Genomic DNA, 25,081 nt, shown 5'->3' on the forward strand with positions numbered 1-25,081 from the left:
ACAGGGAGCGGGGGCCGCGAAACATGCCCGAAACGGGTGTGGCCTAGCATCCGGCCATGGCGGACTTCACGATTCGCCCGGCTGTCGTGAGCGACGGATCCTTCCTCGCCGACATGGTGGTCGAGGCGGCGAACTGGCGGGCGGACGCGATCCGCCCGCGACCGGCGGTGCTGAGCGATCCGGTCTATCGCAACTACATCGCGGGCTGGCAGCGCCCGGCCGATCGCGGATTCGTGGCGGTCGACGAGCAGGAGCGCCCGATCGGCGCCGCGTGGTTCCGGCTGCTCGCAGCGGACGTGCCGGCGCACGGCTTCGTCGCGGCGGGCGTGCCCGAGCTGATCATCGGCGTGCGGCCCGTGTGGCGGGCGCAGGGCGTGGGTCGTGCGCTGATCCGGGCGCTGACGGATGTCGCGCGCGCCGCGGGGTACGCACGCCTCGCGTTAAGCGTGGAGCACGGCAACTTCGCCGAGGGCCTGTACCGCAGCGAGGGATTCGCCGTGGTCGCCTCCCGAGGCAACCGGGACACGATGGTCCGCCTGCTCGGGTGAGCAGCGACAGGCCGCGGATCGCGGACACTCGCGGCCTCCTGGCGGGCATCGTCGGCGGTCGGCCCTAACGTAGACGCATGGCAACGAGCACCAGGTCGAACGGGCGCGCCTCCGGCACGCCTGCGCGCGCGGGTTCGAGGTCGACGAGTGCCAAGGCGTCGAGCGCGAAGACCGCGCCGACGAAGAAGCTGCCCGCCACGACCACGCGCGCGACCTCAGCGAAGGCGGCGGCCGCGGCATCCGATCGTCCGAACGTCCTCGTGCGCATGTGGATGGGGCTGGCCCACGTCACCGGCGGTGGGGCACGCGCGCTCGGCCCCGAGACGCTCAGCAAAGAGGAGCGCCGCGACGGCCTGCCGTTCTTCCTTGTGCTGCTCGCGGTCGCGGGTGCCGTGGTCGAGTGGTTCTTCATCAACGAACCCGTGGCGCAGGCGTTCGACACGTGGACCTTCGGCGGGCTCTTCGGGAGGGTCGCGTTCGCCCTTCCCGTGATCCTGCTCGTCTTCGCGGTGTGGCTGTTCCGGCACCCGAGCTCGGTGCACGACAACACGCGCATCGGCATCGGACTCTCGCTCCTGTTGCTCTCGATCTCGGCGCTCTGCCACCTCTTCGGCGGGCGACCTGCGCCGAGCGAGGGCATGCCCGTGCTCGCGCGCGCTGGCGGCATCCTCGGGTGGATGCTCGCCGAGCCGCTCGCCATGCTCATCACGCAGCCGGGTGCGGTCGCCGTGGTGATCGTGCTCCTGCTGCTGTCGCTGCTCATCATCACCAAGACCCCGCCGAACCGCATCCCAGCGCGCTTCCGCGAGCTCTACAGCTGGCTCTTCGGGGCCCCCGAGCCCGACGACGGCGAGGCGGCGACCGCGGAGCGCACCGCCGAGAAGCCCAAGCGAGGCCGCAAGGCGGTGCCGGTCGAACTCGACGGGCTCGAGTCGCTCGACACCGACGGCGACGGCGACGCCGAAGGCGGCAAGTCCGGCCTGCTGCCGTGGTGGCGTCGCAACGACTCCAACCGCGAGGTCGACCCCGAGTTCGAGGCGCCAGGCGCCGACGGCCTGACCGCGGTGTTCGGCGAGGCCGCCGGGGCCGGTGCGTTCGACTCGCCCATCGACGGCGCGGGCGGCGGCACGGCCTACGGCGCAGAGGTGCTCGACGACCTGCAGCGTGCCGAGACCGCCCTCCGCGGGTTCACCGGCGAGGTCCATCCCGGCGGAACGGGGCTCAAAGACGACGACGCCGGTGCGACGGGCGTGCTCTCGGGGCTCGAGGCTGCGGCGCTCGGCGTCGCCGGCGGCGCCGGCAGTGCCCCTGCGGCATCCGATGTGCCCGCGATCGGCGAGGCCGAAGCCGAGCACGACCTGCCCGATCGCCCCTACAACCTGCCCGCTGCGTCGACCCTCGCCGCCGGAGCGCCCGCGAAGTCGCGCTCGGCCGCCAACGACGAGGTCGTGCGTCAGATCACGGGAGTGCTCGACCAGTTCGGCGTCGACGCCAAGGTCACCGGCTTCAGCCGAGGCCCCACGGTCACCCAGTACGAGATCGAGCTGGGGCCGGGCGTCAAGGTCGAACGCGTCATCGCGCTCTCGAAGAACCTCGCCTACGCCGTGGCGTCGAACGAGGTGCGCATCCTCTCGCCGATCCCGGGCAAGAGCGCGATCGGCGTCGAGATCCCGAACGCCGACCGCGAGATCGTCACGCTGGGCGACATCCTGCGTTCCGGTGCCGCAGCGCACGCGAAGCACCCGATGACCATCGGCGTCGGCAAGGACGTCGGCGGCGGGCACGTCGTGGCGAACCTCGCGAAGATGCCCCACCTGCTCGTCGCCGGATCGACCGGGTCTGGCAAGTCGAGCTTCGTGAACTCCATGATCACCTCGCTGCTGATGCGCGCGAAGCCCTCCGACGTGCGCATGGTGCTCATCGACCCGAAGCGCGTCGAGCTCGCGCCCTACGCCGGGGTCCCGCACCTCATCACCCCCATCATCACGAACCCGAAGAAGGCGGCCGAGGCGCTGCAGTGGGTCGTGAAGGAGATGGACATGCGCTACGACGACCTCGCGTCGTTCGGGTTCCGTCACATCGACGACTTCAACAAGGCCGTCGTGAACAACGAGATCGTGCTGCCGCCGGGCAGCGAGCGCAAGCTGAAGCCGTACCCCTACCTGCTCGTCGTGGTCGACGAGCTCGCCGACCTCATGATGGTCGCGCCGCGCGATGTCGAGGACTCGATCGTGCGCATCACCCAGCTCGCCCGTGCGTCGGGCATCCACCTCGTGCTGGCCACGCAGCGGCCGTCGGTCGACGTCGTCACCGGGCTCATCAAGGCCAACGTGCCGTCGCGGCTGGCGTTCGCGGTCACGAGCGTCACCGACTCGCGCGTCATCCTCGACCAGCCTGGGGCCGACAAGCTCATCGGTCAGGGCGACGGCCTGTTCCTGCCGATGGGCGCCTCCAAGCCCGTCCGCGTGCAGGGCGCGTGGGTCAGCGAGGCCGAGATCGAGAAGGTCGTCACGCACGTCACGAGGCAGGCCCGCCCCGACTACCGGCAGGACGTCGCGGCCGCGGTCGAGCGCAAGGAGATCGACGCCGACATCGGCGACGACCTCGAGCTCCTGCTCGCGGCCGCCGAGCTCGTCGTCTCGACGCAGTTCGGGTCGACGTCGATGCTGCAGCGCAAGCTGCGCGTCGGCTTCGCCAAGGCGGGGCGTCTCATGGACCTGCTGGAGTCGCGCGAGATCGTCGGCCCCTCCGAGGGCTCGAAGGCGCGCGACCTGCTCGTGACGGCCGACCAGTTGCCGGGCGTGCTCGCGCGGCTGCGCGGCGAGGAGCCCGCAAGCGGGAACACGACCGCGCCGGCCGCTGCGGCTGCGGCACCCGCTGCGGCACCGGCGCAGCCTGCCGAGGGCTTCGACCCAGACGATCGTTACGACGACGACCCCGTCGATCGGGCGACCCGAGGGCTGCCTGAGGTCGACGGCGACTCCGACGAAGACGCCTGGGGCCTGACCGGCCGCGATTGAGCCTGCTCGGATGCGCGATCGACTGCGCGTTCGACGGTGCGCTCGGGTGCGGGTCGCCCGGCAGGGCGCCACGCTGCGCGGCGGCATCCGGCTATCCTTGCCCGTATGACCTCCTCCGCCGGAAGCCCTTCGCGATCGGCGAACTGGAACCTGCCGAACGCGATCACGATCGTCCGCATCCTGCTCGCGCCGCTCTTCTTCTGGATGCTCCTGGTCGACGACGGAGCCGACGGCGCGCTGCGCTGGTGGGCTGCTGCGCTCTTCATCGTGGCGATCGCGACCGACGGCATCGACGGGCACATCGCGCGTTCGCGCGGCCTCGTGACCGACCTCGGCAAGATCCTCGACCCGATCGCCGACAAGCTCCTCACGAGCGGTGCCCTGATCTGCCTGTCGATCCTCGGCGAGCTGCCGTGGTGGGTCACGGCCATCATCGTGATCCGCGAGGTCGGCATCACGATCTGGCGGCTCGTCGAGCTGCGTCGCGGCAACGTCGTGCCCGCGTCATCCGGCGGCAAGCTGAAGACGCTCGTGCAGGCCGTCGCCATCTCGTTCGCGCTCGTGCCGCTCTGGACGGTGTTCGGCGAGTGGATCCATTGGGTCAACGGCGTGCTCATGACGGCGGCCGTCGTGCTGACCGTCTGGTCGGGCCTGCTCTACGTCCGCGACGCCATCCGCCTCGCGCGGGCCGACCGCACCGAGGGCTGACGCCTTGGGCGAGCGGAGGCCGGTTGCGGGCGCCGACCCGACCGCAGAGCTCATCGCGCTCCTCGCCGCTCGCGGGCTCTCGATCGCGGTCGCCGAATCGCTCACCGGCGGCCTCGTCGTGGCCGAGCTCACCCGGATCCCCGGTGCGTCCGCCGTCGTGCGCGGGGGAGTGGTCGCCTACGCGACGCCCGTGAAGCACTCGCTGCTGGAGGTGCCGGCCGAGCTCCTGGCGCGTGAGGGCGCCGTGCACCCGGAGGTCGCCCGGCGAATGGCCGACGGTGTCCGCAGCGCCCTCGCCGTCGACGGCGAGCCCGCCGCGATCGGGGTCTCGACGACCGGCGTCGCCGGTCCCGATCCGCAGGACGGCCGGGCACCGGGCACGGTCTTCATCGGCGTGGCGGTCGGCGACCGCGTCGAGGCCTTCGAGCTCGATCTGCACGGGGACCGCGACGAGATCCGCCGTGCGACGGTCGAGGCGGCGGTGGTCGCCGTGCTCGCCTCGGTGCTCGCAGAGGCGTAGCAGACGTCGTGCGACGATGCGAGGTCGTCGGCGAACGGCCCGCGCACGAGGCTCGGTCGCGAACTTCGCATCGCAGGAATACGCCACGTGAAGACCCTGTTACATCCTGCAGGTTCACAAGAAAGCCCCAGTGTGCGACGCTAAGTTGGAAGCACAGAGTTTCAGGTAGACTGACGCTCCCGTTTCCGGCTCTCGCGGAGTCGCAGGCAGATTGAAGGAGGTTCCCGATGGTTCTGGTTCGACAGGAGATCGGCGATGTGTTGAGGGACTTCCGACTGCAGAAGGGCCGCACGCTTCGTCAGGTCGCGTCCAAGGCCAGCGTCGCGCTCGGCTACCTCAGCGAGGTGGAGCGCGGCCAGAAGGAGGCGTCGTCCGAGATCCTCGCGTCCGTCGCCGAAGCGCTCGACACGCCCATCTCGGTGATCATGCACGAGGTCGGAGACCGCCTCGCGGTGCTCGAGAGCCTCTCGGTCGTGCCCGACAGCCTTCCCGACGAGCTCGTCGCAGAGTTCGACGCGGGCCTCATGGTGCGCTGACCCACGAATCCACATGCCGAGCGGCCGGTCGCGAGACCGGCCGCTCGTGCGTTCCCCCACGGTGGTGCGCACGCGCGTGCCCGCCCTCCGCCATTCCAGGAGATGCATGAAGCTCAGCGAGTTCCAGTTCGCGGTCGATCAGGAGTTCGGTTCGGCCTACGGCGCGGTCATCGTCAACGACCTGGCGCTCTCGGGCGTCGGCGGGCGCACGGCCCGTGAGGCCCTGTCCGACGGGGTGGCCGCGCGCACGGTCTGGCTCGCGCTCTGCGATGCAGCCGACGTGCCCGAGGAGCGGCGTCACGGCGTCGGGCGCCCGACCCCCGGAGACCTCTCGCGCGGGTGAACACGTGTTCGACACGCGGCGCGGCGTTCGAACATCCGTTCGGGTTCGGAGGTAGGCTCCTCAACAGCAGGAGGAACGACGCTGCTCTCCACATCGGCCACGACCATCGTGACGGATGTCGGTGGCCGGCCATACGGTCGATGCGTCGGAACACACCGCAACCGCCTTGTCGCCAGACGCGAGGGTCACGGCCCGCACGAGCAACGACAGCCTAGAGGCAGCCGCATCACCCACCGAAGGAGCCCCACATGCCATCCGCAGTAGACCGCGAGAAAGCCCTCGAGACCGCACTCGCCCAGATCGACCGCCAGTTCGGCAAGGGCTCGGTGATGCGGCTCGGCAGCGAAGACCGCGCTCCGGTCGAGGTCATCCCCACGGGCTCCATCGCCCTCGACGTGGCGCTCGGCGTCGGCGGCCTGCCCCGCGGCCGCATCATCGAGATCTACGGTCCCGAGTCCTCGGGCAAGACCACGCTCACGCTGCACGCGATCGCCAACGCCCAGCGCGCGGGCGGCATCGCCGCGTTCGTCGACGCCGAGCACGCGCTCGACCCCGAGTACGCCAAGAAGCTGGGCGTCGACATCGACGCGCTCCTCGTCTCGCAGCCCGACACGGGCGAGCAGGCCCTCGAGATCGCCGACATGCTCGTGCGTTCGGGTTCCATCGACCTGATCGTGATCGACTCGGTCGCGGCGCTCGTGCCGCGCGCCGAGATCGAGGGCGAGATGGGCGACTCCCATGTCGGCCTGCAGGCCCGCCTCATGTCGCAGGCGCTCCGCAAGCTCACGGGTGGCCTCAACCAGACGAACACCACGATGATCTTCATCAACCAGCTGCGGGAGAAGATTGGCGTGTTCTTCGGCAGCCCCGAGACCACCGCGGGCGGCAAGGCGCTGAAGTTCTATGCGTCGGTCCGCCTCGACATCCGTCGTATCGAGACCCTGAAAGACGGCACCGAGGCGGTCGGCAACCGCACGCGCGTCAAGGTCGTCAAGAACAAGATGGCGCCGCCCTTCAAGCAGGCCGAGTTCGACATCCTCTACGGTGTCGGCATCTCCCGCGAGGGCAGCCTCATCGACTACGGCGTCGATCAGGGCATCGTCAAGAAGTCCGGTGCCTGGTACACGTACGACGGCGACCAGCTCGGTCAGGGTAAAGAGAACGCCCGCAACTTCCTGCTGTCCAACCCCGACATCGCGGCCGACATCGAGAAGAAGATCCTCGTCAAGCTCGGCATCGGCAAGGCCGGCGCAGAGGCCGCCGGCGCAGCACCGGCCAACGTCGAGCCGATCGCGCCCAAGCAGGCACGCAAGGGCGCCTGAGCGGGCACGACATGACGAACGAGACCGGGGTGGGGAGCCGTGATGACTGACGCGTCGGAGCACCTCGCCCCGGTCTCGTACCTTCCGTGGGCGGTTCCCGGCGTGACCGGGGCCGACCAGGGCGAGCCCGATCAGGGTGCGGGCGAGCGTGCCCCCGAGCGATCCACCGCCGAGCGCGACGGCGCCGGTGGGGGCGCCGGTGACGGTGGCGGCATGGTCAGCGATTTCGGTCGTCCTCGACGGTCCGGTCGCGGCGAGCCGAACGCGCGATTCGGCGCGGCCGGCTCGCGCCGCGCAGCTTCCGACGTCGGCGCGACCGATGCCGACGCAGGCGGGTCCGGCGCGTTCGATGCCGACGTCGAACGCGAGGAGCGCGAGCTCGAGTCAGGAGCGCAGCGCGACGAACGCATCGATCGCCTCGTCGTCTCGAGGCTGCGACGCTCGGCCCTCTCGATCTCCGAGGTGCGAGGAGTGCTCGTCGAGCACGGGCTGCACGACATCGAGGTCGAGGAGTGGATCGAGCGGTACGAGCGGCTCGGGTACCTCGATGATGCGAGGCTCGCCGAGCAACTCGTGCACGTGAATGCGACGCGCAAGGGCCGGGGCAGCGGCGCGATCCTGCAGGAGCTCTCGCGGCGCGGCATCGAAGCCCAGGCCGCACGGCACGCCGTCGCCGATCTCGACCCCGAGACCGAGCTCGACAACGCCCGCACGACGGCCGAGCGGAGAGCGCGCCAGCTCCGCGGGCTCGACCGTCAGACGGCCGAACGACGGCTCTCGGCGTTCCTGCAGCGCCGTGGATACGGCGGCGAGGTCGTGCGGCAGGTCGTGACGGAGGTTCTCGCAGCCGACGGCTCGTAAACTGGTGCGATCATGAGCACCATTCACGAGCCCGCGATCGCCGATTCCGTCGAGGCAACGCTGCCCGCCGACGATGCCGTCAGCCCGCGCACCTACGAGGTGCGCACCTACGGCTGCCAGATGAACGTGCACGACTCCGAACGACTCTCGGGCTCGCTCGAAGCCGCGGGCTACGTGCCGGCCGACGGTGCCGAGCCCGACATCGTGGTCATCAACACCTGCGCCGTGCGCGAGAACGCCGACAACAAGCTCTACGGCAACCTCGGCCACCTCGCGGGCATCAAGCGTCGCCATGCGGGCATGCAGATCGCCGTCGGCGGCTGCCTGGCGCAGAAGGACAAGAACGTCATCCTCGAGAAGGCGCCGTGGGTCGACGTGGTGTTCGGCACGCACAACATGGGGTCGCTCCCGAGCCTGCTCGAGCGGGCTCGGCACAACGACGAGGCGCAGCTCGAGATCCTCGACGCGCTCGAGGTGTTCCCGTCGACGCTGCCCACCAAGCGCGACTCGACGTACAGCGGCTGGGTGTCGATCTCGGTCGGGTGCAACAACACGTGCACCTTCTGCATCGTGCCCGCGCTCCGTGGCAAGGAGAAGGACCGTCGTCCGGGCGAGGTGCTCGCGGAGGTGCAGGCGCTCGTCGACGACGGTGCCATGGAAGTCACGCTCCTGGGCCAGAACGTCAACTCCTACGGCGTCGAGTTCGGCGACCGGCAGGCGTTCGGCAAGCTGCTCCGCGCGGCGGGCGAGATCGACGGGCTCGAGCGCATCCGCTTCACGAGCCCGCATCCGGCGGCGTTCACCGACGACGTGATCGACGCCATGGCCGAGACGCCCGCGGTCATGCCGCAGTTGCACATGCCCCTCCAGTCGGGCTCCGACCGCATCCTCAAGGCCATGCGCCGCTCGTACCGTTCCGAGAAGTTCCTCGGCATCCTCGATCGCGTGCGCGCGAAGATTCCGAACGCGGCGATCTCGACCGACATCATCGTCGGGTTCCCCGGCGAGACCGAAGAGGACTTCCTCGAGACGATGCGCGTCGTCGAGGCCGCGCGATTCGCCTCCGCATTCACGTTCCAGTACTCCATCCGCCCTGGCACGCCTGCGGCGACCATGGACGAGCAGGTGCCGAAGCAGGTCGTGCAGGAGCGCTACGAGCGCCTCGTGGCCCTGCAGGAGCGCATCTCGTGGGAGGAGAACCAGAAGCTCGTCGGTCGCAGGGTCGAGGTGCTCGTCTCCACGGGCGACGGCAAGAAGGACGCAGAGACGCATCGCCTCAGCGGCCGCGCCGAAGACAGCCGACTCGTGCACTTCGAGGTCCCGGAGGGCAGCGAGCAGCCGCGCCCGGGCGACGTCGTGAGCGTCACGATCACGCAGGCGGCACCGTTCCACCTGATCGCCGACTCGACCGACGGCGCACCGCTCGCGATCCGTCGCACCCGCTCGGGCGACGCATGGGACCGCGCACAGGCCGAGAGCTGCGGCGTTCCCGCCGCACCTGGCGCCGGCACGTCGAGCGGCGGCACGGCTCGGGTCTCCCTCGGGCTGCCCTCGGTACGCGTGCTGCCCGCCACGAGCGAGCCGCTCATCAAGCCCGGGTTCGGCACGTTCCCCATCTACGATGTCGACGACGACCTCCGCTGAGCGCGGCAGGGCAGGGCAGGGCAGGGCAGGGCGGGTCAGGCATGACGCTCATCGCGATCGTCGGCGCGACCGGCACGGGCAAGTCCGACTTCGCCCTCGACCTCGCCGACGCGCTCGGACGCGTCGGGCGTACGGCAGAGGTCGTCAACGCCGACGCCATGCAGCTCTACCGCGGCATGGACATCGGCACGGCGAAACTGCCGCCAGACGAGCGCCGCGGTGTGGCGCACCACCTGCTCGACGTGCTCGACGTCACCGACGAGGCATCCGTCGCCGCGTACCAGCGCGATGCACGCGCCGCCGTCGACGACGTCATCGCGCGGGGCGGCGTGGCGCTGCTCGTGGGCGGATCGGGCCTCTACGTCTCGTCGGTGATCCACGACTTCCGGTTCCCGGGCACGGACGCCGCGATCAGGGCGCGCCTCGAGGCCGAGCTCATCGAGTTGGGCCCCGGCCTGCTCCACCAGCGGCTCCGCGACCTCGACGCCGAGACCGCGGCCGGGGTCGATGCGGCGAACGGTCGTCGTATCGTGCGCGCGCTCGAGGTCATCGAGGTGACGGGCGAGTCGAAGGCCGCGCGCCTGCCCGACGAGCCCGTGCCGTGGCGAGCGCATCGCATCGTGCACCTGCGCACCGAGCGCGCGACGCTCGTCGAGCGCCTCGACGAGCGCGCGGCACGCATGTGGCACGACGGCCTCGTCGACGAGGTGCGCGACCTCGTCCCGCTCGGCCTCGAACGCGGCGTGACCGCACGACGGGCGATCGGCTACGCCCAGGCACTCGCCGAACTGCAGGGCCGGATGTCGCGGGCCGACGCGATCGCCGAGACGCAGCAGCTCACGCGGACGTACGCGAGACGGCAGGTCGGGTGGTTCCGGAGGTACCGCGATGCGGTCGAGCTCGACGCCGCCGACCCGGTCGCGAGAGGCAGCCAGTTGGCCCTCCAGGCGGCCATAGACTGAGCAGATGTCCTTCGACCTGCGCTTCACCAAGGGCCACGGCACCGGCAACGACTTCGTGCTGTTCTCCGACCCCGACGGCGACACGGTGCTCTCGCCCGCGCAGATCGCGGCGGTGTGCGATCGCCACTTCGGCGTCGGCGCCGACGGCCTGATCCGCGCGGTGCGGTCCGAGAACCTCGGCGACGGCGCCGCCGCGCTCGACGAAGACGGCGAGGCCGTCTGGTTCATGGACTACTGGAACGCCGACGGCTCGGCCTCCGAGATGTGCGGCAACGGCGTGCGCGTGTTCACGAGGTTCCTCATCGACCAGGGCCTCGTCGACCTCGCGCCGGGCGAGCAGATCGCGATCGGCACGCGTGCCGGAGTGCGGCGCGTGAGCGCGGCCGAGAATGGCTTCGAGGTCGACATGGGCCTATGGCGTCGTACGGGCGGCGAGCCGCTCGTGCGGGCCAAGGGGCTGCCGGTCGCGCGTCCGGGCCTCGGCATCGACGTCGGCAACCCGCATGTCGTCGTGGCGCTGGCCGACGACGACGAGCTCGCGGGGCTCGACCTCGCGTACCTGCCCATCCTCGATCCGGTGCCCGAGGCGGGCGCGAACGTCGAGTTCGTCGTTCCGGCCGAGCCGCTCGTCGAGGCGGGCGTCGGTCGCATCCGCATGCGCGTGCACGAGCGGGGCTCCGGAGAGACGCTCTCGTGCGGCACGGGCGCGGTCGCCTCGGCGCTGGCCGTGCGGTACTGGGCGGGGGCCGGTGCGCCCGACGCCTGGCGCGTCCAGGTGCCGGGCGGGGTCGTCGGAGTGCGCATGTTCGAAGCGGCCGACGGCGAGCACGTCGCCCTGTCGGGGCCGGCCGAACTCGTCTTCGACGGGGTGCTGGCGCTCGCCTGAGCCTCGAGGCATCGCGATCCGACCTCACCGGCCGTTGACGCGCCGGTCGATCGGATGGCGCGGCGTGCCGTCTGCGTGCGCGCGCCGTCAGGCGGTTCGGCGCTCCGCCGCGAGCACGCGGAAGCCCTTGGAGTTCGCCGCGCGCTCGACGTCGAGCCCGAGGTCGTCGCCGAGCCAGCGCTGCAGCGACTCGGCGCCGAGGTGCTTGGCCACGACCAGCCAGGCGGTGGCGTCGTCGGCGAGGCGGGGGAGCCACCGCTCGAGCATGGCGTGCAGTTCCTGCTTGCCGACGCGGATCGGCGGGTTCGACCAGATCGTGCCGAACACGATGTCGGTGGGAACATCCGCCGGCAGCACGGCGTTGACGTTGGTGAGGCCGAGGCGTGCAGCGTTGCCGCGCACGAGTTCGAGCGCGCGTTCGTTGACGTCGACGGCCCAGACCGTGGCATCCGGTGCCCGAAGCGCGAGCGACAGCGCGATGGGGCCCCATCCGGCGCCGAGGTCGAGCAGGTGGCCGGTCGCGGGCGGTTCGGGAACCGAGTCGAGGAGCACCCTGGTGCCCTGGTCGAGGTGCTCGGGGCTGAACACGCCGGCGGCGGTCGCGAGCTCGAGGTCGCGACCGGCGAGGCGGACGCGGATGGTGCGGGTGCTGGCGTTGCTCCGGGGTGTCGCGGAGAAGTAGTGGTCGGAGCCCATCCCAGCACGGTAGCGCACCCCGCATGGGTGCCCGCCGCACGGCGGAGCAGAAGGACGAAGAGCGAAGTAGGGTTGACAGAATGAACGAAGCCGAAGACCGCCCCACCGACGACGCCGTCGACCGGGTGCTGCGTACCGCGGACGCATCCGCGAGCGTGGCCCGCTTCGGTTCCGGCGATGCGACCGCCATCATGCGAACGGATGCCGCGGGCGTCTCGTCGACCGACGGCGACCAGTTCGAGCGCGAAGACCGGGCGGCGCTGCGACGCGTCGCCGGACTGTCGACCGAGCTCGAGGACGTCACCGAGGTCGAGTACCGCCAGTTGCGGCTCGAGAACGTCGTGCTCATCGGCGTGTACTCGCAGGGCTCCCAGGCCGATGCCGAGAACTCGATGCGCGAGCTCGCGGCGCTGGCCGAGACCGCCGGAGCGCGAGTGCTCGACGGCCTGCTGCAGCGGCGGCCGCATCCCGATCCCAGCACCTACCTCGGCAAGGGCAAGGCCGAGGAGCTGCGGCACGTCGTCGCGGCCGTCGGAGCAGACACCGTCATCGCGGACACCGAGCTCGCGCCCAGCCAGCGGCGCGCGCTCGAAGACGTCGTGAAGGTCAAGGTGATCGACCGCACGGCGGTGATCCTCGACATCTTCAGCCAGCACGCGAAGAGCCGGGAGGGCAAGGCCCAGGTCGAGCTCGCGCAGCTCGAGTACCTGCTGCCGCGACTGCGCGGCTGGGGCGAGTCGATGTCCCGCCAGGCCGGCGGCCAGGTCGGCGGCGCGGGCGCCGGCATGGGCTCGCGTGGTCCGGGTGAGACGAAGATCGAGCTCGACCGCCGCCGCATCCACTCGCGCATGGCGAAGCTCCGCAAGCAGATCGCGGGCATGAAGCCGGCGCGCGACGCCAAGCGCGCCAATCGCCGTCGCAACGCGATCCCGTCGGTCGCGATCGCCGGGTACACGAACGCCGGCAAGTCGAGCCTGCTGAACCGCATCACCGGTGCCGGCCTCCTCGTCGAGAACGCACTGTTCGCTACCCTCGACGCGACCGTGCGCCGCAACACCACCGCAGACGGCCGCATCTACACGATCGCCGACACCGTCGGATTCGTGCGCAACCTGCCGCACCAGCTCGTCGAGGCGTTCCGATCGACGCTCGAAGAGGTCGGCGACTCCGACCTCATCGTGCACGTCGTCGATGCCGCGCACCCCGACCCGGCAGGGCAGATCGCGACGGTCCGCGACGTCATCGGCGACGTGGGTGCGCGCGACATCCCCGAACTCATCGTGTTCAACAAGGCCGACCTCATCGGACCCGAGGAACGGCTCGTGCTTCGCGGCCTCGCACCCGACGCGGTGTTCGCGTCGGCGCGCACGGGCGAGGGCATCGACGAGGTGCTCGAGGCCATCACGCGCATGCTGCCCGACCCGGCCGTCGAGATCGACCTGCTCGTGCCGTACGACCGCGGCGACATCGTCTCGATGCTGCACGAGTCGGGCCGGGTCATCTCGGTCGAGTACGTCGACGCGGGCACCCGGGTGAAGGCGTTCGCCTCGCCCGAGCAGGCCGCACAGCTCGCGGGGTTCGCCGCGGCATCCGCCGTCGCCTGATCGCGACGCGGGCCGACCCGCCGCGTCACCGAAGGTCACAGGTGCAGCGGATGTCGTGAAACCCGCGTATCGTCGCCCCTGATCGAACGTGATCGGCCCGATGCCGGTCACCTGGAGCGACAGCCGAGCCCGGCACCCGCCCGCGAGACCACCAGCCGTGACGGCCGGGGTGCGCGGCCTGTGTGCCCGTCCCGCCCACGGTTCACGGACCCTGGAGCGAGCATGGCACCGACCGAGCCAGACACCGCGGTGGCGGCGACCCGACGCACGCCGCTGTCGTTCGAGCTGTATCCGCCCCGCACGGATGCCGCGGCCATCGCCCTCGGCCGCACCATCGATCGGCTGGCCGATGTCGACCCGGCGTTCATCTCGGTGACGTTCGGGGCGGGCGGCAGCTCGCGCGACCGCTCGCTCACGGTGCTGCGCTACATCCTCGAGAACACCACGGTCGAGCCCATGGCCCACCTCACGTGCGTCGGCTCGTCGCACGCCGAGGCGAACGAGCTCGTGCGGAAGTTCCAGGACGCCGGCATCCGGAGCTTCCTCGCGCTGCGCGGCGACCCGCCCGCGGGCTCGGATCCCGACGCCCCGCTCGGCGACCTCGCCTCCGCCGCAGAGCTCGTGCAGCTGATCCACCGGGTGCAGCAGGAGCGCGAGCCGTTCGACCAGGTCGCCGTCGAGGGGAACCCGGGCGCGAGCCGCATCCGCGAGCGCACTCGGAAGACCGAGGTCGCGGTCGCGGCGTTCCCGACGGGTCACCCGCAGTCGAGGGACCTCTCGCGCGACGTCGACATCCTCCTCGCGAAGCAGGTCGCGGGCGCGAACCTCGCGATCACGCAGCTGTTCTGGGAGGCGTCCGACTACCTCGGGTTCGTCGAGCGTGCGCGGGCGGCGGGCGTCACCATCCCGATCCTGCCCGGCATCATGCCGACCACGACGTCCAAGCGGCTCGCGCGGCTCACCGAGCTCACGGGCGTGCAGCCGCCGGCCTCGTTCGCCATCGCCCTCGAGGTCGAGCCCGACCCCGCCGCGCAGACCGAGCTCGGCATCGCCTTCGCCGCGCGCCTCGCCGCCGAGGTCATCGCGGGCGGTGCCCCCGGCCTGCACCTCTACACGTACAACCGCCACGAGGCCGTGCTCGACGTCGTCGAGCGACTCGGACTCGGGGCTCCGCATCAGCTCGCCAATGAGAGGAACACCGCACGATGACCGCACGCACCTTCCCGACAGGAACGATCCTCGGCTACCCGCGCATCGGGCGCCGACGCGAGCTCAAGCGCGCGGTGGAGTCGTTCTGGGCGGGCCGGATCGACGCCGCCGAGCTCGAGGCCACGGCCGCAGGACTTCGCGCGTCGACGCGCGAGCGACTCGCCTCCCTCGGCCTCGGCCGCGGCGACTCGTCGATCCCCGAGTCGTTCTCGTTCTACGACCAGGTGCTCGACGCCGCGGTCGCGGTCGGCGCGGTCCCCACGCGGTTCGAGCGACTGCTCGCCGCCGACGGATCGCTCGACCTCGCCGGCTACTTCACCGTCGCCCGCGGCGAGGGCGATGACGCGCCCCTCGAGATGACCAAGTGGTTCGACTCGAACTACCACTACCTGGTGCCCGAGATCTCGCCGTCGACGCGCTTCGAGCTGCACGCCGAGCGCATCGTCGCAGAGTTCGTCGAGGCCCGTGAGGCGGGGTACCTCACCCGGCCGGTCATCGTCGGCCCGATCACGTTCCTCCTCCTCGCGAAGGCGGCCGACGACGCACCCGACGGGTTCCGCCCGCTCGACCGCCTCGACGACCTCGTGCCCGTCTACGCCCAGTTGCTCGAACGGCTCGCCGCGGCCGGTGCCGAGTGGGTGCAGCTCGACGAGCCCGCACTCGTGAGCGAGAGCCTCGACGAGCCCCGCGCCCGCGTGATCGCCGCGATCGGCGCCGCCTACGACGTGATCGGTGCCGCCGAGGCCCGCCCCTCGATCTTCGTCGCCGCGCCGTACGGCGCGCTCGACGACGCACTGCCCGCCCTCGTCGCCGCGCCCGTCGAGGCGATCGGCCTCGACCTGGTGCGGGGCGCCCTGCCCGGCGCGCTCGGGCAGCTCGATCCGGCGACGGCCGAGTCGCTCGCCGCGAAGACGCTCGTCGCGGGCGTCGTCGACGGCCACAACATCTGGCGCGGCGACCTCGCGGCCGCGTTCGCCCACGTCGAGGCCGTGCAGTCGCTCTCGGGCTCGGTGGCGGTCTCGACGTCGACCTCGCTGCTCCACGTGCCGCACGACGTCGACGACGAGTCCCGTCTCGACGCGCGTCTCGCGACCTGGCTGGCGTTCGCCGACCAGAAGGTCGCGCAGGTCGCGACGCTCGCGCGCGGCCTCACCGAAGGGCGCGACGCCGTCGAGGCCGAGCTCGCCGCGGCATCCGACGCCCTCGCCGATCGTGCCGGTGCGCCCGGCGTGCGGGTGCCCGCCGTGCGCGAGCGCCTCGCCGCCCTGCGCGCCGGCGACTTCGACCGTGCGGGCTACGACGAGCGCCTGCTCGCGCAGGAGTCGCTCGACCTGCCCGAGCTGCCGACGACGACCATCGGCTCGTTCCCGCAGACCGGGGAGATCCGCCGCGCCAGGGCCGGCCTCGTCGCCGGCACCATCACGGCCTACGCGTATGCGGGCCTCATGCGCGACGAGATCGAGCGCGTCATCCGCCTGCAGGAGGAACTCGGCCTCGACGTGCTCGTGCACGGCGAGCCCGAGCGCAACGACATGGTGCAGTACTTCGCCGAACTGCTCGACGGCTTCGCCGTGACGGAGCACGGCTGGGTGCAGTCCTACGGCTCGCGCTGCACGCGCCCCTCGATCCTCTGGGGCGACGTCTCGCGTCCCGAGGCCATGACCGTCGCGTGGGCCGAGTACGCCCAGTCGCTCACCGGCAAGCACGTCAAGGGCATGCTCACCGGACCCGTCACGATCCTCGCGTGGTCGTTCGTGCGCGACGACCTGCCGCTCGGCGACACCGCGCGGCAGGTCGCGCTCTCGCTGCGCGACGAGATCGCCGACCTCGAGGCCGCCGGCATCCGCATCATCCAGGTCGACGAGCCCGCGCTGCGCGAGCTCCTGCCGCTGAAGCTCGCCGACCAGCCGGCGTACCTCGACTGGTCGGTCGGCTCGTTCCGGCTCGCGACGGCCGGCGCGGCATCCGGCACGCAGGTGCACACGCACCTCTGCTACTCGGAGTTCGGCGTGATCATCGACGCGATCAAGAACCTCGACGCGGACGTCACGTCGATCGAGGCCGCGCGCAGCCGCATGGAGGTCGTCGACGACCTCGCCGGAAGCGGGTTCGACCACGGCATCGGCCCCGGCGTCTACGACATCCACTCGCCGCGCGTGCCGAGCGTCGAAGAGGTGAGCTCGCTCCTCGAGCGCGCGGTGGGCGCGATCCCGGCGAACCGGCTCTGGGTGAACCCCGACTGCGGTCTGAAGACGCGCGGCTACGACGAGACCGTGGCCTCGCTCGAGCACATCATCGCGGCCACCGAGGCCGTGCGCGCCTCGCTCAGCGTCGCGACGGTCTAGCTCGACCGGCCCCGGCCGGACCTTGCAGGGGCGGATGTCGCGTGCGCGCGGCATCCGCCCCTCGCCGTCAGCCCGGCGGGCGCGTAGCCTCTGGGCCATGCGCCCGCTCAAGTACTCGATCAACGTCACGCTCGACGGCTGCGTCGACCACCGGGTCGGACTGGTCGACGAGGAACTGCACCGTCGCTCGGCCGACCTGCTCGCGCAGGCCGACGTGCTGCTCTTCGGACGGATCACCTACCTCATGATGGAGGGGGCGTGGCGGCTGCCGGGCGACCCGGGCAAGCCCGAGTGGACGGAGCCGTTCGCGCGGGTGATCGACGCGATGCCGAAGGTCGTCGTCTCGAGCACGCTCGACTCGGTCGACTGGAACGCGGTGCTCGTGCGGAGCGGGCTCGAAGACGCCGTGCGGGCGCTCAAGCAGCAGCCCGGCGGGACGATCCTCACCGGAGGCGTGACGCTGCCGACGGAGCTGGCGCGGCTCGGGCTCATCGACGAGTACGAGTTCGTCGTGCACCCGCGGGTCGTCGGCCACGGACCGGCGCTGCTCGCCGGGCTCGACGAGCCGCTCGACCTCGAGCTCGTGGGTCGGGAGGAGTACCGCTCGGGCGTCGTGGCCATGCAGTACGTGCCGAAGCGGGCCGTCGCAGGGTAGCGCGGCCTCAGACGGCCCGGAGCACCGCGACGATCTTGCCGAGCACCTCGGCGGCGTCGCCCAGGATCGGCTCGAACGCGCTGTTGCGAGGGAGCAGCCACGTGTGGCCGTCGCGCTGCCGGAAGACCTTGACGGTCGCCTCGCCGTCGAGCATGGCCGCGACGATCTCGCCGTTCTCGGCCGTGCGCTGCGAACGCACGACCACCCAGTCGCCGTCGCAGATCGCGGCATCGATCATCGAGTCGCCGACGACCTTCAGCATGAACAGCTCGCCCTTGCCCACGAGCTGGCGGGGGAGCGGGAACACCTCGTCGATCTGCTGCTCGGCGGTGATGGGCACGCCTGCGGCGATGCGGCCGACGAGCGGCACCATGGCGGCGTCGCCGACGGCTGCCGACCCGCCCGCCGTCGGCGTGCGCGACTCGGTGCCGGGCAGCTCGATCAGCACCTCGAGCGCCCTGGGGCGGTTCGGGTCGCGGCGCAGGTAGCCGGCGAGCTCGAGCTGGTTGAGCTGATGGGTGACGCTCGACAGCGACGACAGCCCGACCGCGTCGCCGATCTCGCGCATGCTGGGCGGATAGCCGCGGCCGGCGACCGACCGCTGGATGACCTCGAGGATCGCGATCTGCTTCGCGCTGAGGCTCTTGCGCCGGCGACTGCGGCCGGACTCGCGCAGGTCGTCGAGTTCGGTGCTCATCGTCGTCGCTCCTAACGGTCACCCGGTCTCGCGAACGGATGTCGGTGGTGTCTGTTCGACTGTCGTCGGACATTCGAAACTGTATCCGCCCCGCAGGGGCGCGGCAAACATCTGTTCGAGTGTGTCGCGAGATCCGGGGCCGATGTCCGTTCGATTCGGATGCTTGCGATGTTCGAAATTCGAAGATATATTCGGAACAGAGTTTCGCATCCGGCCCTCCCGGCCGAGGGTCGGGTGCGAATCATCCACAGGAGGTGCGAGATGAGTGCAGTGCTGGTAGCCGGTCCGTTCGGTTCGTACACCGACCGCGTGGTCGCCGCAGATGTCGCGATCGAGTCGTCCGTCGTGCGCAGCCGGCTGCGGCTCACGCGCCGCGGTCGCGCGGTGTTCACGGTGTTGGCCGCTCTTCCCCTCGTGCTTCTGGTGATCTCGTTCGTGCTCGGCAGTGGCGGGGCCGCCGCAGACGTCGACGGAGTCGGCGCAGGCGCCTCGAGCCTCGCCTACCTGACCGTCGCCGACGGGGAGTCGCTCTGGAGCATCGCCGAGTCACTCGCTCCGCAGGGCGATCCCCGCGAGCTGATCGACGAGATCGTGCGCCTCAACGGCCTCGACGACACGGTCGTGCAGCCCGGTCAGCGTCTCGCGCTGCCCGCCCAGCCCTGAGTCGGTCAGGGCTCCGCCGCATCGACGCACGGTGTCACCGCGGGGAGCCGAGCCGATGCCGCTCGCTAGCATGGATCAGGTGACCGAACTCGACGACCTGCCCATCCGCGACGACCTCCGCGGCCGCTCACCGTACGGTGCACCGCAGAAGAGCGTGCCGGTCGCGCTCAACGTCAACGAGAACACGCATCCGATCCCCGAGGCCGTCGCCCACGACATCGTCGCCCGCGTCGCCGCTGCGATCCTGCACCTGAACCGCTACCCCGATCGAGAGTTCACCGACCTCCGTCGTGCGTTCGCCGCTTACCTCGGCCACGGGCTCGACGCGTCGAACATCTGGGCCGCGAACGGCTCCAACGAGGTGCTGCAGCACGTGCTGCAGGCGTTCGGCGGCCCTGGGCGCTCCGCGCTCGGCTTCGCCCCGACGTATTCCATGTACGGCCTGCTCTCGGCGGGCACCGGCACGTCGTGGATCGCGGCGCCGCGCGACGCCGAGTTCGAGCTCACGCCCGAGACCGCCGTCGCCGCCGTGCGCGAGCACGATCCCGACATCGTGCTGCTCTGCGCGCCCAACAACCCGACCGGCACCCCGCTCTCGATCGAGACGATCTCGGCCGTCGCCGACGCCGCACGAGGCATCGTCGTCGTCGACGAGGCGTACCACGAGTTCGCCGACCCCGGCACGCCGAGCGCCCTCACGCTGCTCGAGGGGCGTCCGCGCCTCATCGTGTCGCGCACCATGAGCAAGGCCTTCGCTTTCGCGGGCGCGCGCGTCGGGTACCTCGCGGCCGACCCGGCAGTGGTCGACGCCCTTCGCCTCGTGCGCCTGCCGTACCACCTCTCCGCGCTCACGCAGGCGGCGGCGCTCGGCGCACTCGCCCACTCCGACGAGATGCTCGCCATGGTCGACGAGATCCGCGGCCAGCGCGAGCGCATCGTGGCCGAGCTCGGCCGGCTCGGCTTCACCCCGTACCGCAGCGGTGCGAACTTCGTGCTCTTCGGCGGCGTCGACGACCCGCACGGGGTGTTCGAGGCGCTGCTCGAGCGCGGCATCCTGATCCGCGACATCGGACTGCCCGGATGCCTGCGCGTGACCGCCGGAACCGAGACCGAGACGACCGCGTTCCTCGAGGCGATCGCCGCGTTCGCGCCGACGGCCGCGGCCTGAGCACGGCCGACCCCCGTCGGCCCGGCCGACCGCGACGGCGCCGAACAGGCACGAAGCCGCTGAATAGGATGGACGCATGACCACTTCGAACGCATCGCGCACCGCGCGCGTGCAGCGCGAGACGAGCGAGTCGAGCATCGACCTCTCGATCGACCTCGACGGCACGGGCGCGAGCGACATCGAGACCTCGGTGCCGTTCTACGACCACCTGCTCACCGCGTTCGCGAAGCACTCGCTCACCGACCTCACCGTGCGCGCCAAGGGCGACATCCACATCGACGTGCACCACACGGTCGAAGACGTCGGCATCGTGCTCGGCCAGGCGATCCGCGAGGCGCTCGGCGACAAGCGCGGCATCTCGCGCTACGGCGACGCGCTCGTGCCCCTCGACGAGGCGCTCGTGCAGGCCGTCGTCGACATCTCCGGCCGCCCGTACCTCGTGCACACCGGCGAGCCGGCGGGCTTCGAGTACCACCTCATCGGCGGGCACTTCACGGGGTCGATGGTGCGCCACGTCTTTGAAGCCATCACGTTCAACGCGGGCCTCACGGTGCACGTCAACGTGCTCGGCGGCCGTGACGCGCACCACATCGCCGAGGCCGAGTTCAAGGCGTTCGCGCGTGCGTTCCGGCAGGCCAAGGCGTACGACCCGCTCGTGAGCGGCATCCCGTCGACGAAGGGCGCGCTGTGACCCGCACGCGCCGCGTGGTCGTGTTCGACTACGGCTCGGGCAACGTGCACTCGGCCGCCAAGGCCATCGAGCGCGCGGGCGCCGAGGTCGAGATCACGTCCGATCGCACGGCGGCGCTCGAGGCCGACGGGCTGCTCGTGCCGGGTGTCGGCGCGTTCGAGGCCGTCATGCGCCAACTCCGCGCAGTGCGCGGCGACGAGATCATCGATCGCCGTCTCGCAGGCGGACGCCACGTGCTGGGCATCTGCGTGGGCATGCAGGTGCTGTTCGAGCGCGGCGTCGAGCGCGGCACCGACACCGAGGGGCTCGGCGAGTGGCCGGGGGTCGTCACCGAACTGCCCGCGCCCGTGCTGCCGCACATGGGCTGGAACACCGTGACGCCCGACGAGGGCTCGGTGCTCTTCGACGGCATCGCCGACGAGCGCTTCTACTTCGTGCACTCCTACGCCGCGCAGCACTGGACCCTCGACGTCATGCCGCCGTTCCCGAAGCCGCGCCTCACGTGGGCCGAGCACGGCGGACCGTTCCTCGCCGCGGTCGAGAACGGCCCGCTCTCCGCGACGCAGTTCCACCCCGAGAAGTCGGCCGATGCCGGCATCCGATTGCTGTCGAACTGGCTCGGATCGCTCGGCTGAGCGCCGCGCCGCGTCACACGGTCCGACCGCTCCCGGCGGTGCGGACTAAGCTTCTGTGACTGTGCAGATGCCGCATTCTGAGGCATCCGATTCCGAGGACAGTGATGAGTGAGTTCAACAAGACCCCCCGTCTCGTGCTGCTGCCGGCAGTCGACGTCGCGGGAGGCAAGGCCGTACGCCTGACGCAGGGCGAAGCCGGCACCGAGAAGAACTACGGCGACCCGATCGACGCGGCCGTCGACTGGGCCGATCAGGGCGCCGAGTGGATCCACCTCGTCGACCTCGACGCGGCGTTCGGGCGCGGCTCGAACGGCGGCATCCTGAAGAAGGCGATCCGCCAGGTGCGCGGGCGCGTGAACGTCGAGCTCTCCGGCGGCATCCGCGACGACGAGTCCCTCGAGCACGCGCTCGAGATCGGCGCGAAGCGCATCAACCTCGGCACGGCAGCGCTCGAGAACCCCGAGTGGGCGGCATCCGTCATCGCCCAGTACGGCGAGGCCATCGCAGTCGGGCTCGACGTGCGCGGCACCACGCTCGCCGCGCGCGGCTGGACGAAGGACGGCGGCGACCTGTGGCAGGTCATGGACCGCCTCGAAGAGGCCGGCGCCGCGCGCTACGTGGTCACCGACGTCACCAAGGACGGCACGCTGCAGGGCCCGAACCTCGACCTGCTCCGCCAGGTCATGGAACGCACGCACCGCCCGGTCGTGGCATCCGGCGGCATCTCGAGCCTCGACGACATCGCGGCGCTCCGCGAACTCGTGCCGCTCGGCCTCGAGGGCGCGATCGTCGGCAAGGCGCTGTACGCGGGCGCGTTCACGCTGCCCGAGGCGCTGGATGTCGCATCCCACTGAGCCTGACCACGGCCGCGACGAAGGCCGCGACGGCGCCCGCGGCGACCGGCACGACGGCGGTCGCGGCGTGAGTGCCGCCGACGGCGCGACGCCTTCGGCGCCCGACCATCGGACGCCGGGCGGCCGTGCCGATTCGGCCGGCACGCCTTGGGCGGGCCGTTCGTTCGAGCAGAACGCGCACTCGCAGGACGACGGCAGCGCGCCGCCGCACCTCACGGCCGCGATCGCGCGATTCCGAGCAGGCGACGGCGGGCCGACCGATGTCGTGCAGGCCTTCGCCACCTCGAGACTGCTCATCCCGCTGCTCGCGCAGCTCGGCGACGGCGGTACCGAGATCGGCGAGCACGGCCACGCGATCGAGAAGAGCCAGGAGCTCTCGATCGTGACCGTGCAGGGCCCCGACGGTCGCGCCGTGCTTCCCGTGTTCAGCTCCGTCGAGGCGATGCAGCGGTGGAACCCGGTCGCACGGCCGGTGCCGGCCGACGGCGTGCGCGTCGCGCTGGCCGCGGCCGACGACGGGACCGACCGGGTCATCCTCGACCCGGGCTCCGAGACGGAGTTCGGCCTGCGCCGCGCGGCGGTCTGGGCGGTGGCGCAAGGCCACGACTGGCGTCCGGCCGGAGAGTCGGAGTCGGTCCGCGACGCGTTCGCGCGCTCGATCGCCACCGAGCTCGCCGTGCTCGGCGTCGAGCTCGTCGACGGCGATCCGGCCGCGCGACTCGTCGGCCCCGAACTCGTCGTCGAGCTCGAGCTGGTCGCCGGGCTCGAGCGGGCGGAGCTCGATGCGGTGCTCGCGCGACTCGCGCAGCGCTGGGCGGCCGACGACGTCATCGCGACGGGCGTCGATTCGCTGAAGGTGCGGTTGCGCACGACGGCCTGACGCGGCATCCGCTCGCCCGAGCCCGCCACGCGTACTCGCCACGCGCGGTCGCCACGCGTACTCGCCGCGCGCGGTTGTCGGGCGCGGTTGCCGTGCGCCGCCCGCGGGTGGAGAATCGCGCCGAGGTGAGCGATGATGCCCGGATCCGAATTCTCCGAACCGCTCGAGGCCGCAGCGAGACTCGCGCACGGCTGGCTCGACGGGGTTCCCACGCGTTCGATCGTGGCGCGCGCCGACGTCGAGCAGGTGAAGGACGCGCTGGGCCGCGAGCTCGCCGTCGAGGGCGTCGACCCGGTCGAGGTCGTCGAGGCCCTGAACGCCGCCGTCGAACCCGGACTGATCGCCATGCAGTCGCCCCGCTTCTTCGGCTGGGTGATCGGCGGCACGGCGCCCGCGGCCCTCGCGGCCGACTGGCTCGTGGGCGCCTGGGACCAGAACGCCGCGCTCCGCGAGGTGACGCCCGGCGTGAACGGAGCCGAGGAGCTGGCCGGGGAGTGGCTCTGCGACCTGCTCGGGCTCCCGGAGGGAACGGTCGCCGGCTTCACGACGGGGGCGACGACCGCGAACCTCGTCGCGCTCGCGGCCGCGCGCCACGCGGTGCTCGACCGCGTCGGGTGGGACGACGCGGTCGACGGCATCCAGGGGGCGCCGCGCATCCGGGTCTTCGCGGGCGACGAGCACCACCCCTCGGTCGATGTCGCGCTGCGCTGGCTCGGGCTCGGCAGGCCGGTCGACGTCGCGACGGACGATCAGGGCCGCATCCTGCCCGAAGCGCTCGAGGAGGCGCTCTCGGCGGGCGATCCGGAGGGCGGCGGTGCGGCCGACGCAGGCCCCGCGATCGTCTGCCTGCAGGCGGGCAACATCCACTCAGGGGCGTCCGACCCCTTCGAGGCGTGCGTCGGCATCGCCCACGCGGCGGGGGCGTGGGCGCACGTCGACGGCGCATTCGGGCTGTGGGCCGCCGCGAGCGAGCGGCTCCGGCATCTCGTCGCGGGCGTCGAGCACGCCGACTCGTGGGCGACCGACGCGCACAAGACGCTCAACGTGCCGTACGACGCGGGCATCGTCGCGGTGGCCGATCCCGCGCCGCTCGTCGCGGCGATGACGATGCACGCCGCGTACCTGCCCGCAGCCGAGACGGGCATCGACGCGGCCGACCGGGTGCTGGAGCTCTCGAGGCGCGCACGCGGCGTGCCGACCTACGCGGCGCTGCGCACGCTCGGCCGGGCGGGGGTCGCCGACCTCGTCGACGGTCTCGCCGCCGCTGCGACCGCGCTCGACGATGGGCTGCGGGCGATCGAGGGCGTCGAGGTGCTCAACGAGGTGGTGTTCACGCAGGTGTGCGCCGCGTTCGACGGGCGGGACGTCGGCGCGATCGCGCAGGCGCTCGACGATGACGGCGTCGCCCTGGCGCACCCTTCGAGCTGGCGCGGGCGCGACGTGCTGCGGTTCTCGGTCAGCAATCGGGGCACGGATGCCGCGGCCACGGCCGCGACGCTCGAGGCCGTCCGTCGGGTGCTCGCGCGCTGAGCCCGGCCGCGCGCAGTGGCCCGGACGCCGTGGCTCACCGCGGTGCGCGGGCTGCGTCTCCGCGCCGCGGGATGCCGCGTGTCGGCGGTGGGCGGCAGGATGGA

The 25,081-nt window shown here is 71.5% G+C and carries 24 protein-coding genes; 22 read left to right on the plus strand and 2 right to left on the minus strand.

Features of this window, described 5'->3' with window-relative positions:
- Positions 1 to 56 precede the first annotated feature (56 nt).
- The 11 genes from BM342_RS17780 to dapF all read left to right on the plus strand — a co-directional run bounded on the left by BM342_RS17780 (position 57) and on the right by dapF (position 11,350).
- The gene (locus BM342_RS17780; protein WP_092968473.1) at positions 57 to 548 is read left to right on the plus strand and encodes a GNAT family N-acetyltransferase; all 492 of its coding nucleotides are present in this window, start codon (positions 57 to 59) and stop codon (positions 546 to 548) included.
- A 77-nt stretch (positions 549 to 625) separates the two neighbouring features.
- Entirely contained in the window at positions 626 to 3,568 is a 2,943-nt protein-coding gene (locus tag BM342_RS17785; RefSeq protein ID WP_092968474.1) for a DNA translocase FtsK, read from the plus strand.
- 105 nt (positions 3,569 to 3,673) lie between these two features.
- A complete protein-coding gene (gene pgsA / locus BM342_RS17790; protein WP_092968475.1) occupies positions 3,674 to 4,276 on the plus strand; it encodes a CDP-diacylglycerol--glycerol-3-phosphate 3-phosphatidyltransferase in 603 nt (200 codons plus the stop codon).
- A 4-nt stretch (positions 4,277 to 4,280) separates the two neighbouring features.
- On the plus strand, positions 4,281 to 4,796 hold the full coding sequence (locus BM342_RS17795) for a CinA family protein (protein WP_177232248.1): 516 nt from the start codon (positions 4,281 to 4,283) through the stop codon (positions 4,794 to 4,796).
- 227 nt (positions 4,797 to 5,023) lie between these two features.
- Positions 5,024 to 5,332, plus strand: a complete 309-nt coding sequence (locus tag BM342_RS17800) for a helix-turn-helix domain-containing protein (protein ID WP_092968476.1) — start codon at positions 5,024 to 5,026, stop codon at positions 5,330 to 5,332.
- A 106-nt stretch (positions 5,333 to 5,438) separates the two neighbouring features.
- Positions 5,439 to 5,675 carry a DUF3046 domain-containing protein gene (locus BM342_RS17805; protein ID WP_092968477.1) on the plus strand — a complete coding sequence of 79 codons (237 nt, stop codon included), beginning with the start codon at positions 5,439 to 5,441 and terminating at the stop codon, positions 5,673 to 5,675.
- 248 nt (positions 5,676 to 5,923) lie between these two features.
- The gene (gene recA, locus BM342_RS17810; RefSeq protein WP_092968478.1) at positions 5,924 to 6,997 is read left to right on the plus strand and encodes a recombinase RecA; all 1,074 of its coding nucleotides are present in this window, start codon (positions 5,924 to 5,926) and stop codon (positions 6,995 to 6,997) included.
- 42 nt (positions 6,998 to 7,039) lie between these two features.
- On the plus strand, positions 7,040 to 7,858 hold the full coding sequence (locus tag BM342_RS17815; RefSeq protein WP_092968479.1) for a regulatory protein RecX: 819 nt from the start codon (positions 7,040 to 7,042) through the stop codon (positions 7,856 to 7,858).
- A 12-nt stretch (positions 7,859 to 7,870) separates the two neighbouring features.
- A complete protein-coding gene (gene miaB / locus BM342_RS17820; RefSeq protein WP_092968480.1) occupies positions 7,871 to 9,502 on the plus strand; it encodes a tRNA (N6-isopentenyl adenosine(37)-C2)-methylthiotransferase MiaB in 1,632 nt (543 codons plus the stop codon).
- Positions 9,503 to 9,543: 41 nt separating this feature from the next.
- Complete coding sequence (gene miaA / locus BM342_RS17825) at positions 9,544 to 10,464, plus strand: tRNA (adenosine(37)-N6)-dimethylallyltransferase MiaA (RefSeq protein WP_092968481.1); 921 nt, start codon at positions 9,544 to 9,546, stop codon at positions 10,462 to 10,464.
- Positions 10,465 to 10,468: 4 nt separating this feature from the next.
- Positions 10,469 to 11,350 (plus strand): diaminopimelate epimerase, encoded by an 882-nt coding sequence (gene dapF / locus BM342_RS17830; protein WP_092968482.1) that lies wholly within the window; start codon positions 10,469 to 10,471, stop codon positions 11,348 to 11,350.
- Positions 11,351 to 11,437: 87 nt separating this feature from the next.
- Here the strand turns inward: dapF and BM342_RS17835 are convergent, their stop codons facing one another.
- The gene (locus BM342_RS17835) at positions 11,438 to 12,046 is read right to left on the minus strand and encodes a class I SAM-dependent methyltransferase (RefSeq protein WP_092968483.1); all 609 of its coding nucleotides are present in this window, start codon (positions 12,044 to 12,046) and stop codon (positions 11,438 to 11,440) included.
- A gap of 80 nt (positions 12,047 to 12,126) precedes the next feature.
- Here BM342_RS17835 and hflX point away from each other — a divergent pair, with 80 nt between their 5' ends.
- The 4 genes from hflX (at position 12,127) to BM342_RS17855 (ending at position 17,859) form a co-directional block, all read left to right on the plus strand.
- Positions 12,127 to 13,650, plus strand: coding sequence for a GTPase HflX (gene hflX / locus BM342_RS17840; protein ID WP_092968484.1), 1,524 nt, complete (start codon positions 12,127 to 12,129; stop codon positions 13,648 to 13,650).
- A gap of 222 nt (positions 13,651 to 13,872) precedes the next feature.
- Positions 13,873 to 14,859 carry a methylenetetrahydrofolate reductase gene (locus BM342_RS17845; RefSeq protein ID WP_092968485.1) on the plus strand — a complete coding sequence of 329 codons (987 nt, stop codon included), beginning with the start codon at positions 13,873 to 13,875 and terminating at the stop codon, positions 14,857 to 14,859.
- Positions 14,856 to 17,204: a 5-methyltetrahydropteroyltriglutamate--homocysteine S-methyltransferase gene (gene metE, locus BM342_RS17850; RefSeq protein ID WP_092968486.1), complete on the plus strand. Its 2,349-nt coding sequence runs from the start codon at positions 14,856 to 14,858 to the stop codon at positions 17,202 to 17,204. The genes BM342_RS17845 and metE overlap by 4 nt, the downstream gene beginning before the upstream one ends.
- Before the next feature lie 97 nt (positions 17,205 to 17,301).
- Positions 17,302 to 17,859 (plus strand): dihydrofolate reductase family protein, encoded by a 558-nt coding sequence (locus BM342_RS17855; protein WP_092968487.1) that lies wholly within the window; start codon positions 17,302 to 17,304, stop codon positions 17,857 to 17,859.
- Between the two features lie 7 nt (positions 17,860 to 17,866).
- Here the strand turns inward: BM342_RS17855 and lexA are convergent, their stop codons facing one another.
- Positions 17,867 to 18,556 carry a transcriptional repressor LexA gene (lexA, locus tag BM342_RS17860; protein WP_092968488.1) on the minus strand — a complete coding sequence of 230 codons (690 nt, stop codon included), beginning with the start codon at positions 18,554 to 18,556 and terminating at the stop codon, positions 17,867 to 17,869.
- Between the two features lie 261 nt (positions 18,557 to 18,817).
- On the opposite strand from lexA, the gene BM342_RS17865 reads away from it, so the two are divergent.
- The 7 genes from BM342_RS17865 (at position 18,818) to BM342_RS17895 (ending at position 24,977) form a co-directional block, all read left to right on the plus strand.
- The gene (locus BM342_RS17865; RefSeq protein WP_092968489.1) at positions 18,818 to 19,219 is read left to right on the plus strand and encodes a LysM peptidoglycan-binding domain-containing protein; all 402 of its coding nucleotides are present in this window, start codon (positions 18,818 to 18,820) and stop codon (positions 19,217 to 19,219) included.
- A gap of 70 nt (positions 19,220 to 19,289) precedes the next feature.
- Complete coding sequence (locus BM342_RS17870) at positions 19,290 to 20,387, plus strand: histidinol-phosphate transaminase (protein WP_092968490.1); 1,098 nt, start codon at positions 19,290 to 19,292, stop codon at positions 20,385 to 20,387.
- 76 nt (positions 20,388 to 20,463) lie between these two features.
- Positions 20,464 to 21,078 carry an imidazoleglycerol-phosphate dehydratase HisB gene (gene hisB / locus BM342_RS17875; protein WP_092968491.1) on the plus strand — a complete coding sequence of 205 codons (615 nt, stop codon included), beginning with the start codon at positions 20,464 to 20,466 and terminating at the stop codon, positions 21,076 to 21,078.
- Positions 21,075 to 21,713 carry an imidazole glycerol phosphate synthase subunit HisH gene (gene hisH / locus BM342_RS17880; protein WP_092968492.1) on the plus strand — a complete coding sequence of 213 codons (639 nt, stop codon included), beginning with the start codon at positions 21,075 to 21,077 and terminating at the stop codon, positions 21,711 to 21,713. Before hisB ends, hisH begins: the two co-directional genes overlap by 4 nt.
- Before the next feature lie 104 nt (positions 21,714 to 21,817).
- On the plus strand, positions 21,818 to 22,567 hold the full coding sequence (gene priA / locus BM342_RS17885) for a bifunctional 1-(5-phosphoribosyl)-5-((5-phosphoribosylamino)methylideneamino)imidazole-4-carboxamide isomerase/phosphoribosylanthranilate isomerase PriA (protein WP_092968494.1): 750 nt from the start codon (positions 21,818 to 21,820) through the stop codon (positions 22,565 to 22,567).
- Complete coding sequence (locus BM342_RS17890; RefSeq protein ID WP_092968496.1) at positions 22,551 to 23,447, plus strand: SseB family protein; 897 nt, start codon at positions 22,551 to 22,553, stop codon at positions 23,445 to 23,447. The genes priA and BM342_RS17890 overlap by 17 nt, the downstream gene beginning before the upstream one ends.
- 132 nt (positions 23,448 to 23,579) lie before the next feature.
- The gene (locus BM342_RS17895) at positions 23,580 to 24,977 is read left to right on the plus strand and encodes a pyridoxal phosphate-dependent decarboxylase family protein (protein ID WP_092968498.1); all 1,398 of its coding nucleotides are present in this window, start codon (positions 23,580 to 23,582) and stop codon (positions 24,975 to 24,977) included.
- The last annotated feature ends 104 nt before the right edge of the window (positions 24,978 to 25,081 follow it).

This window comes from Agromyces sp. CF514, assembly GCF_900113185.1.
In the GTDB taxonomy this organism is placed as follows: Bacteria; Actinomycetota; Actinomycetes; order Actinomycetales; family Microbacteriaceae; genus Agromyces.

What these genes read in the sequence shown, in the direction of transcription:
- BM342_RS17780 (WP_092968473.1), top strand. Translation starts at nt 57, where the DNA reads ATGGCGGACTTCACGATTCGCCCGGCTGTCGTGAGCGACGGATCCTTC.
- BM342_RS17785 (WP_092968474.1), top strand. Translation starts at nt 626, where the DNA reads ATGGCAACGAGCACCAGGTCGAACGGGCGCGCCTCCGGCACGCCTGCG.
- pgsA (WP_092968475.1), top strand. Translation starts at nt 3,674, where the DNA reads ATGACCTCCTCCGCCGGAAGCCCTTCGCGATCGGCGAACTGGAACCTG.
- BM342_RS17800 (WP_092968476.1), top strand. Translation starts at nt 5,024, where the DNA reads ATGGTTCTGGTTCGACAGGAGATCGGCGATGTGTTGAGGGACTTCCGA.
- BM342_RS17805 (WP_092968477.1), top strand. Translation starts at nt 5,439, where the DNA reads ATGAAGCTCAGCGAGTTCCAGTTCGCGGTCGATCAGGAGTTCGGTTCG.
- recA (WP_092968478.1), top strand. Translation starts at nt 5,924, where the DNA reads ATGCCATCCGCAGTAGACCGCGAGAAAGCCCTCGAGACCGCACTCGCC.
- BM342_RS17815 (WP_092968479.1), top strand. Translation starts at nt 7,040, where the DNA reads ATGACTGACGCGTCGGAGCACCTCGCCCCGGTCTCGTACCTTCCGTGG.
- miaB (WP_092968480.1), top strand. Translation starts at nt 7,871, where the DNA reads ATGAGCACCATTCACGAGCCCGCGATCGCCGATTCCGTCGAGGCAACG.
- miaA (WP_092968481.1), top strand. Translation starts at nt 9,544, where the DNA reads ATGACGCTCATCGCGATCGTCGGCGCGACCGGCACGGGCAAGTCCGAC.
- dapF (WP_092968482.1), top strand. Translation starts at nt 10,469, where the DNA reads ATGTCCTTCGACCTGCGCTTCACCAAGGGCCACGGCACCGGCAACGAC.
- BM342_RS17835 (WP_092968483.1), bottom strand. Translation starts at nt 12,046, where the DNA reads ATGGGCTCCGACCACTACTTCTCCGCGACACCCCGGAGCAACGCCAGC.
- hflX (WP_092968484.1), top strand. Translation starts at nt 12,127, where the DNA reads ATGAACGAAGCCGAAGACCGCCCCACCGACGACGCCGTCGACCGGGTG.
- BM342_RS17845 (WP_092968485.1), top strand. Translation starts at nt 13,873, where the DNA reads ATGGCACCGACCGAGCCAGACACCGCGGTGGCGGCGACCCGACGCACG.
- metE (WP_092968486.1), top strand. Translation starts at nt 14,856, where the DNA reads ATGACCGCACGCACCTTCCCGACAGGAACGATCCTCGGCTACCCGCGC.
- BM342_RS17855 (WP_092968487.1), top strand. Translation starts at nt 17,302, where the DNA reads ATGCGCCCGCTCAAGTACTCGATCAACGTCACGCTCGACGGCTGCGTC.
- lexA (WP_092968488.1), bottom strand. Translation starts at nt 18,556, where the DNA reads ATGAGCACCGAACTCGACGACCTGCGCGAGTCCGGCCGCAGTCGCCGG.
- BM342_RS17865 (WP_092968489.1), top strand. Translation starts at nt 18,818, where the DNA reads ATGAGTGCAGTGCTGGTAGCCGGTCCGTTCGGTTCGTACACCGACCGC.
- BM342_RS17870 (WP_092968490.1), top strand. Translation starts at nt 19,290, where the DNA reads ATGGATCAGGTGACCGAACTCGACGACCTGCCCATCCGCGACGACCTC.
- hisB (WP_092968491.1), top strand. Translation starts at nt 20,464, where the DNA reads ATGACCACTTCGAACGCATCGCGCACCGCGCGCGTGCAGCGCGAGACG.
- priA (WP_092968494.1), top strand. Translation starts at nt 21,818, where the DNA reads ATGAGTGAGTTCAACAAGACCCCCCGTCTCGTGCTGCTGCCGGCAGTC.
- BM342_RS17890 (WP_092968496.1), top strand. Translation starts at nt 22,551, where the DNA reads ATGTCGCATCCCACTGAGCCTGACCACGGCCGCGACGAAGGCCGCGAC.
- BM342_RS17895 (WP_092968498.1), top strand. Translation starts at nt 23,580, where the DNA reads ATGATGCCCGGATCCGAATTCTCCGAACCGCTCGAGGCCGCAGCGAGA.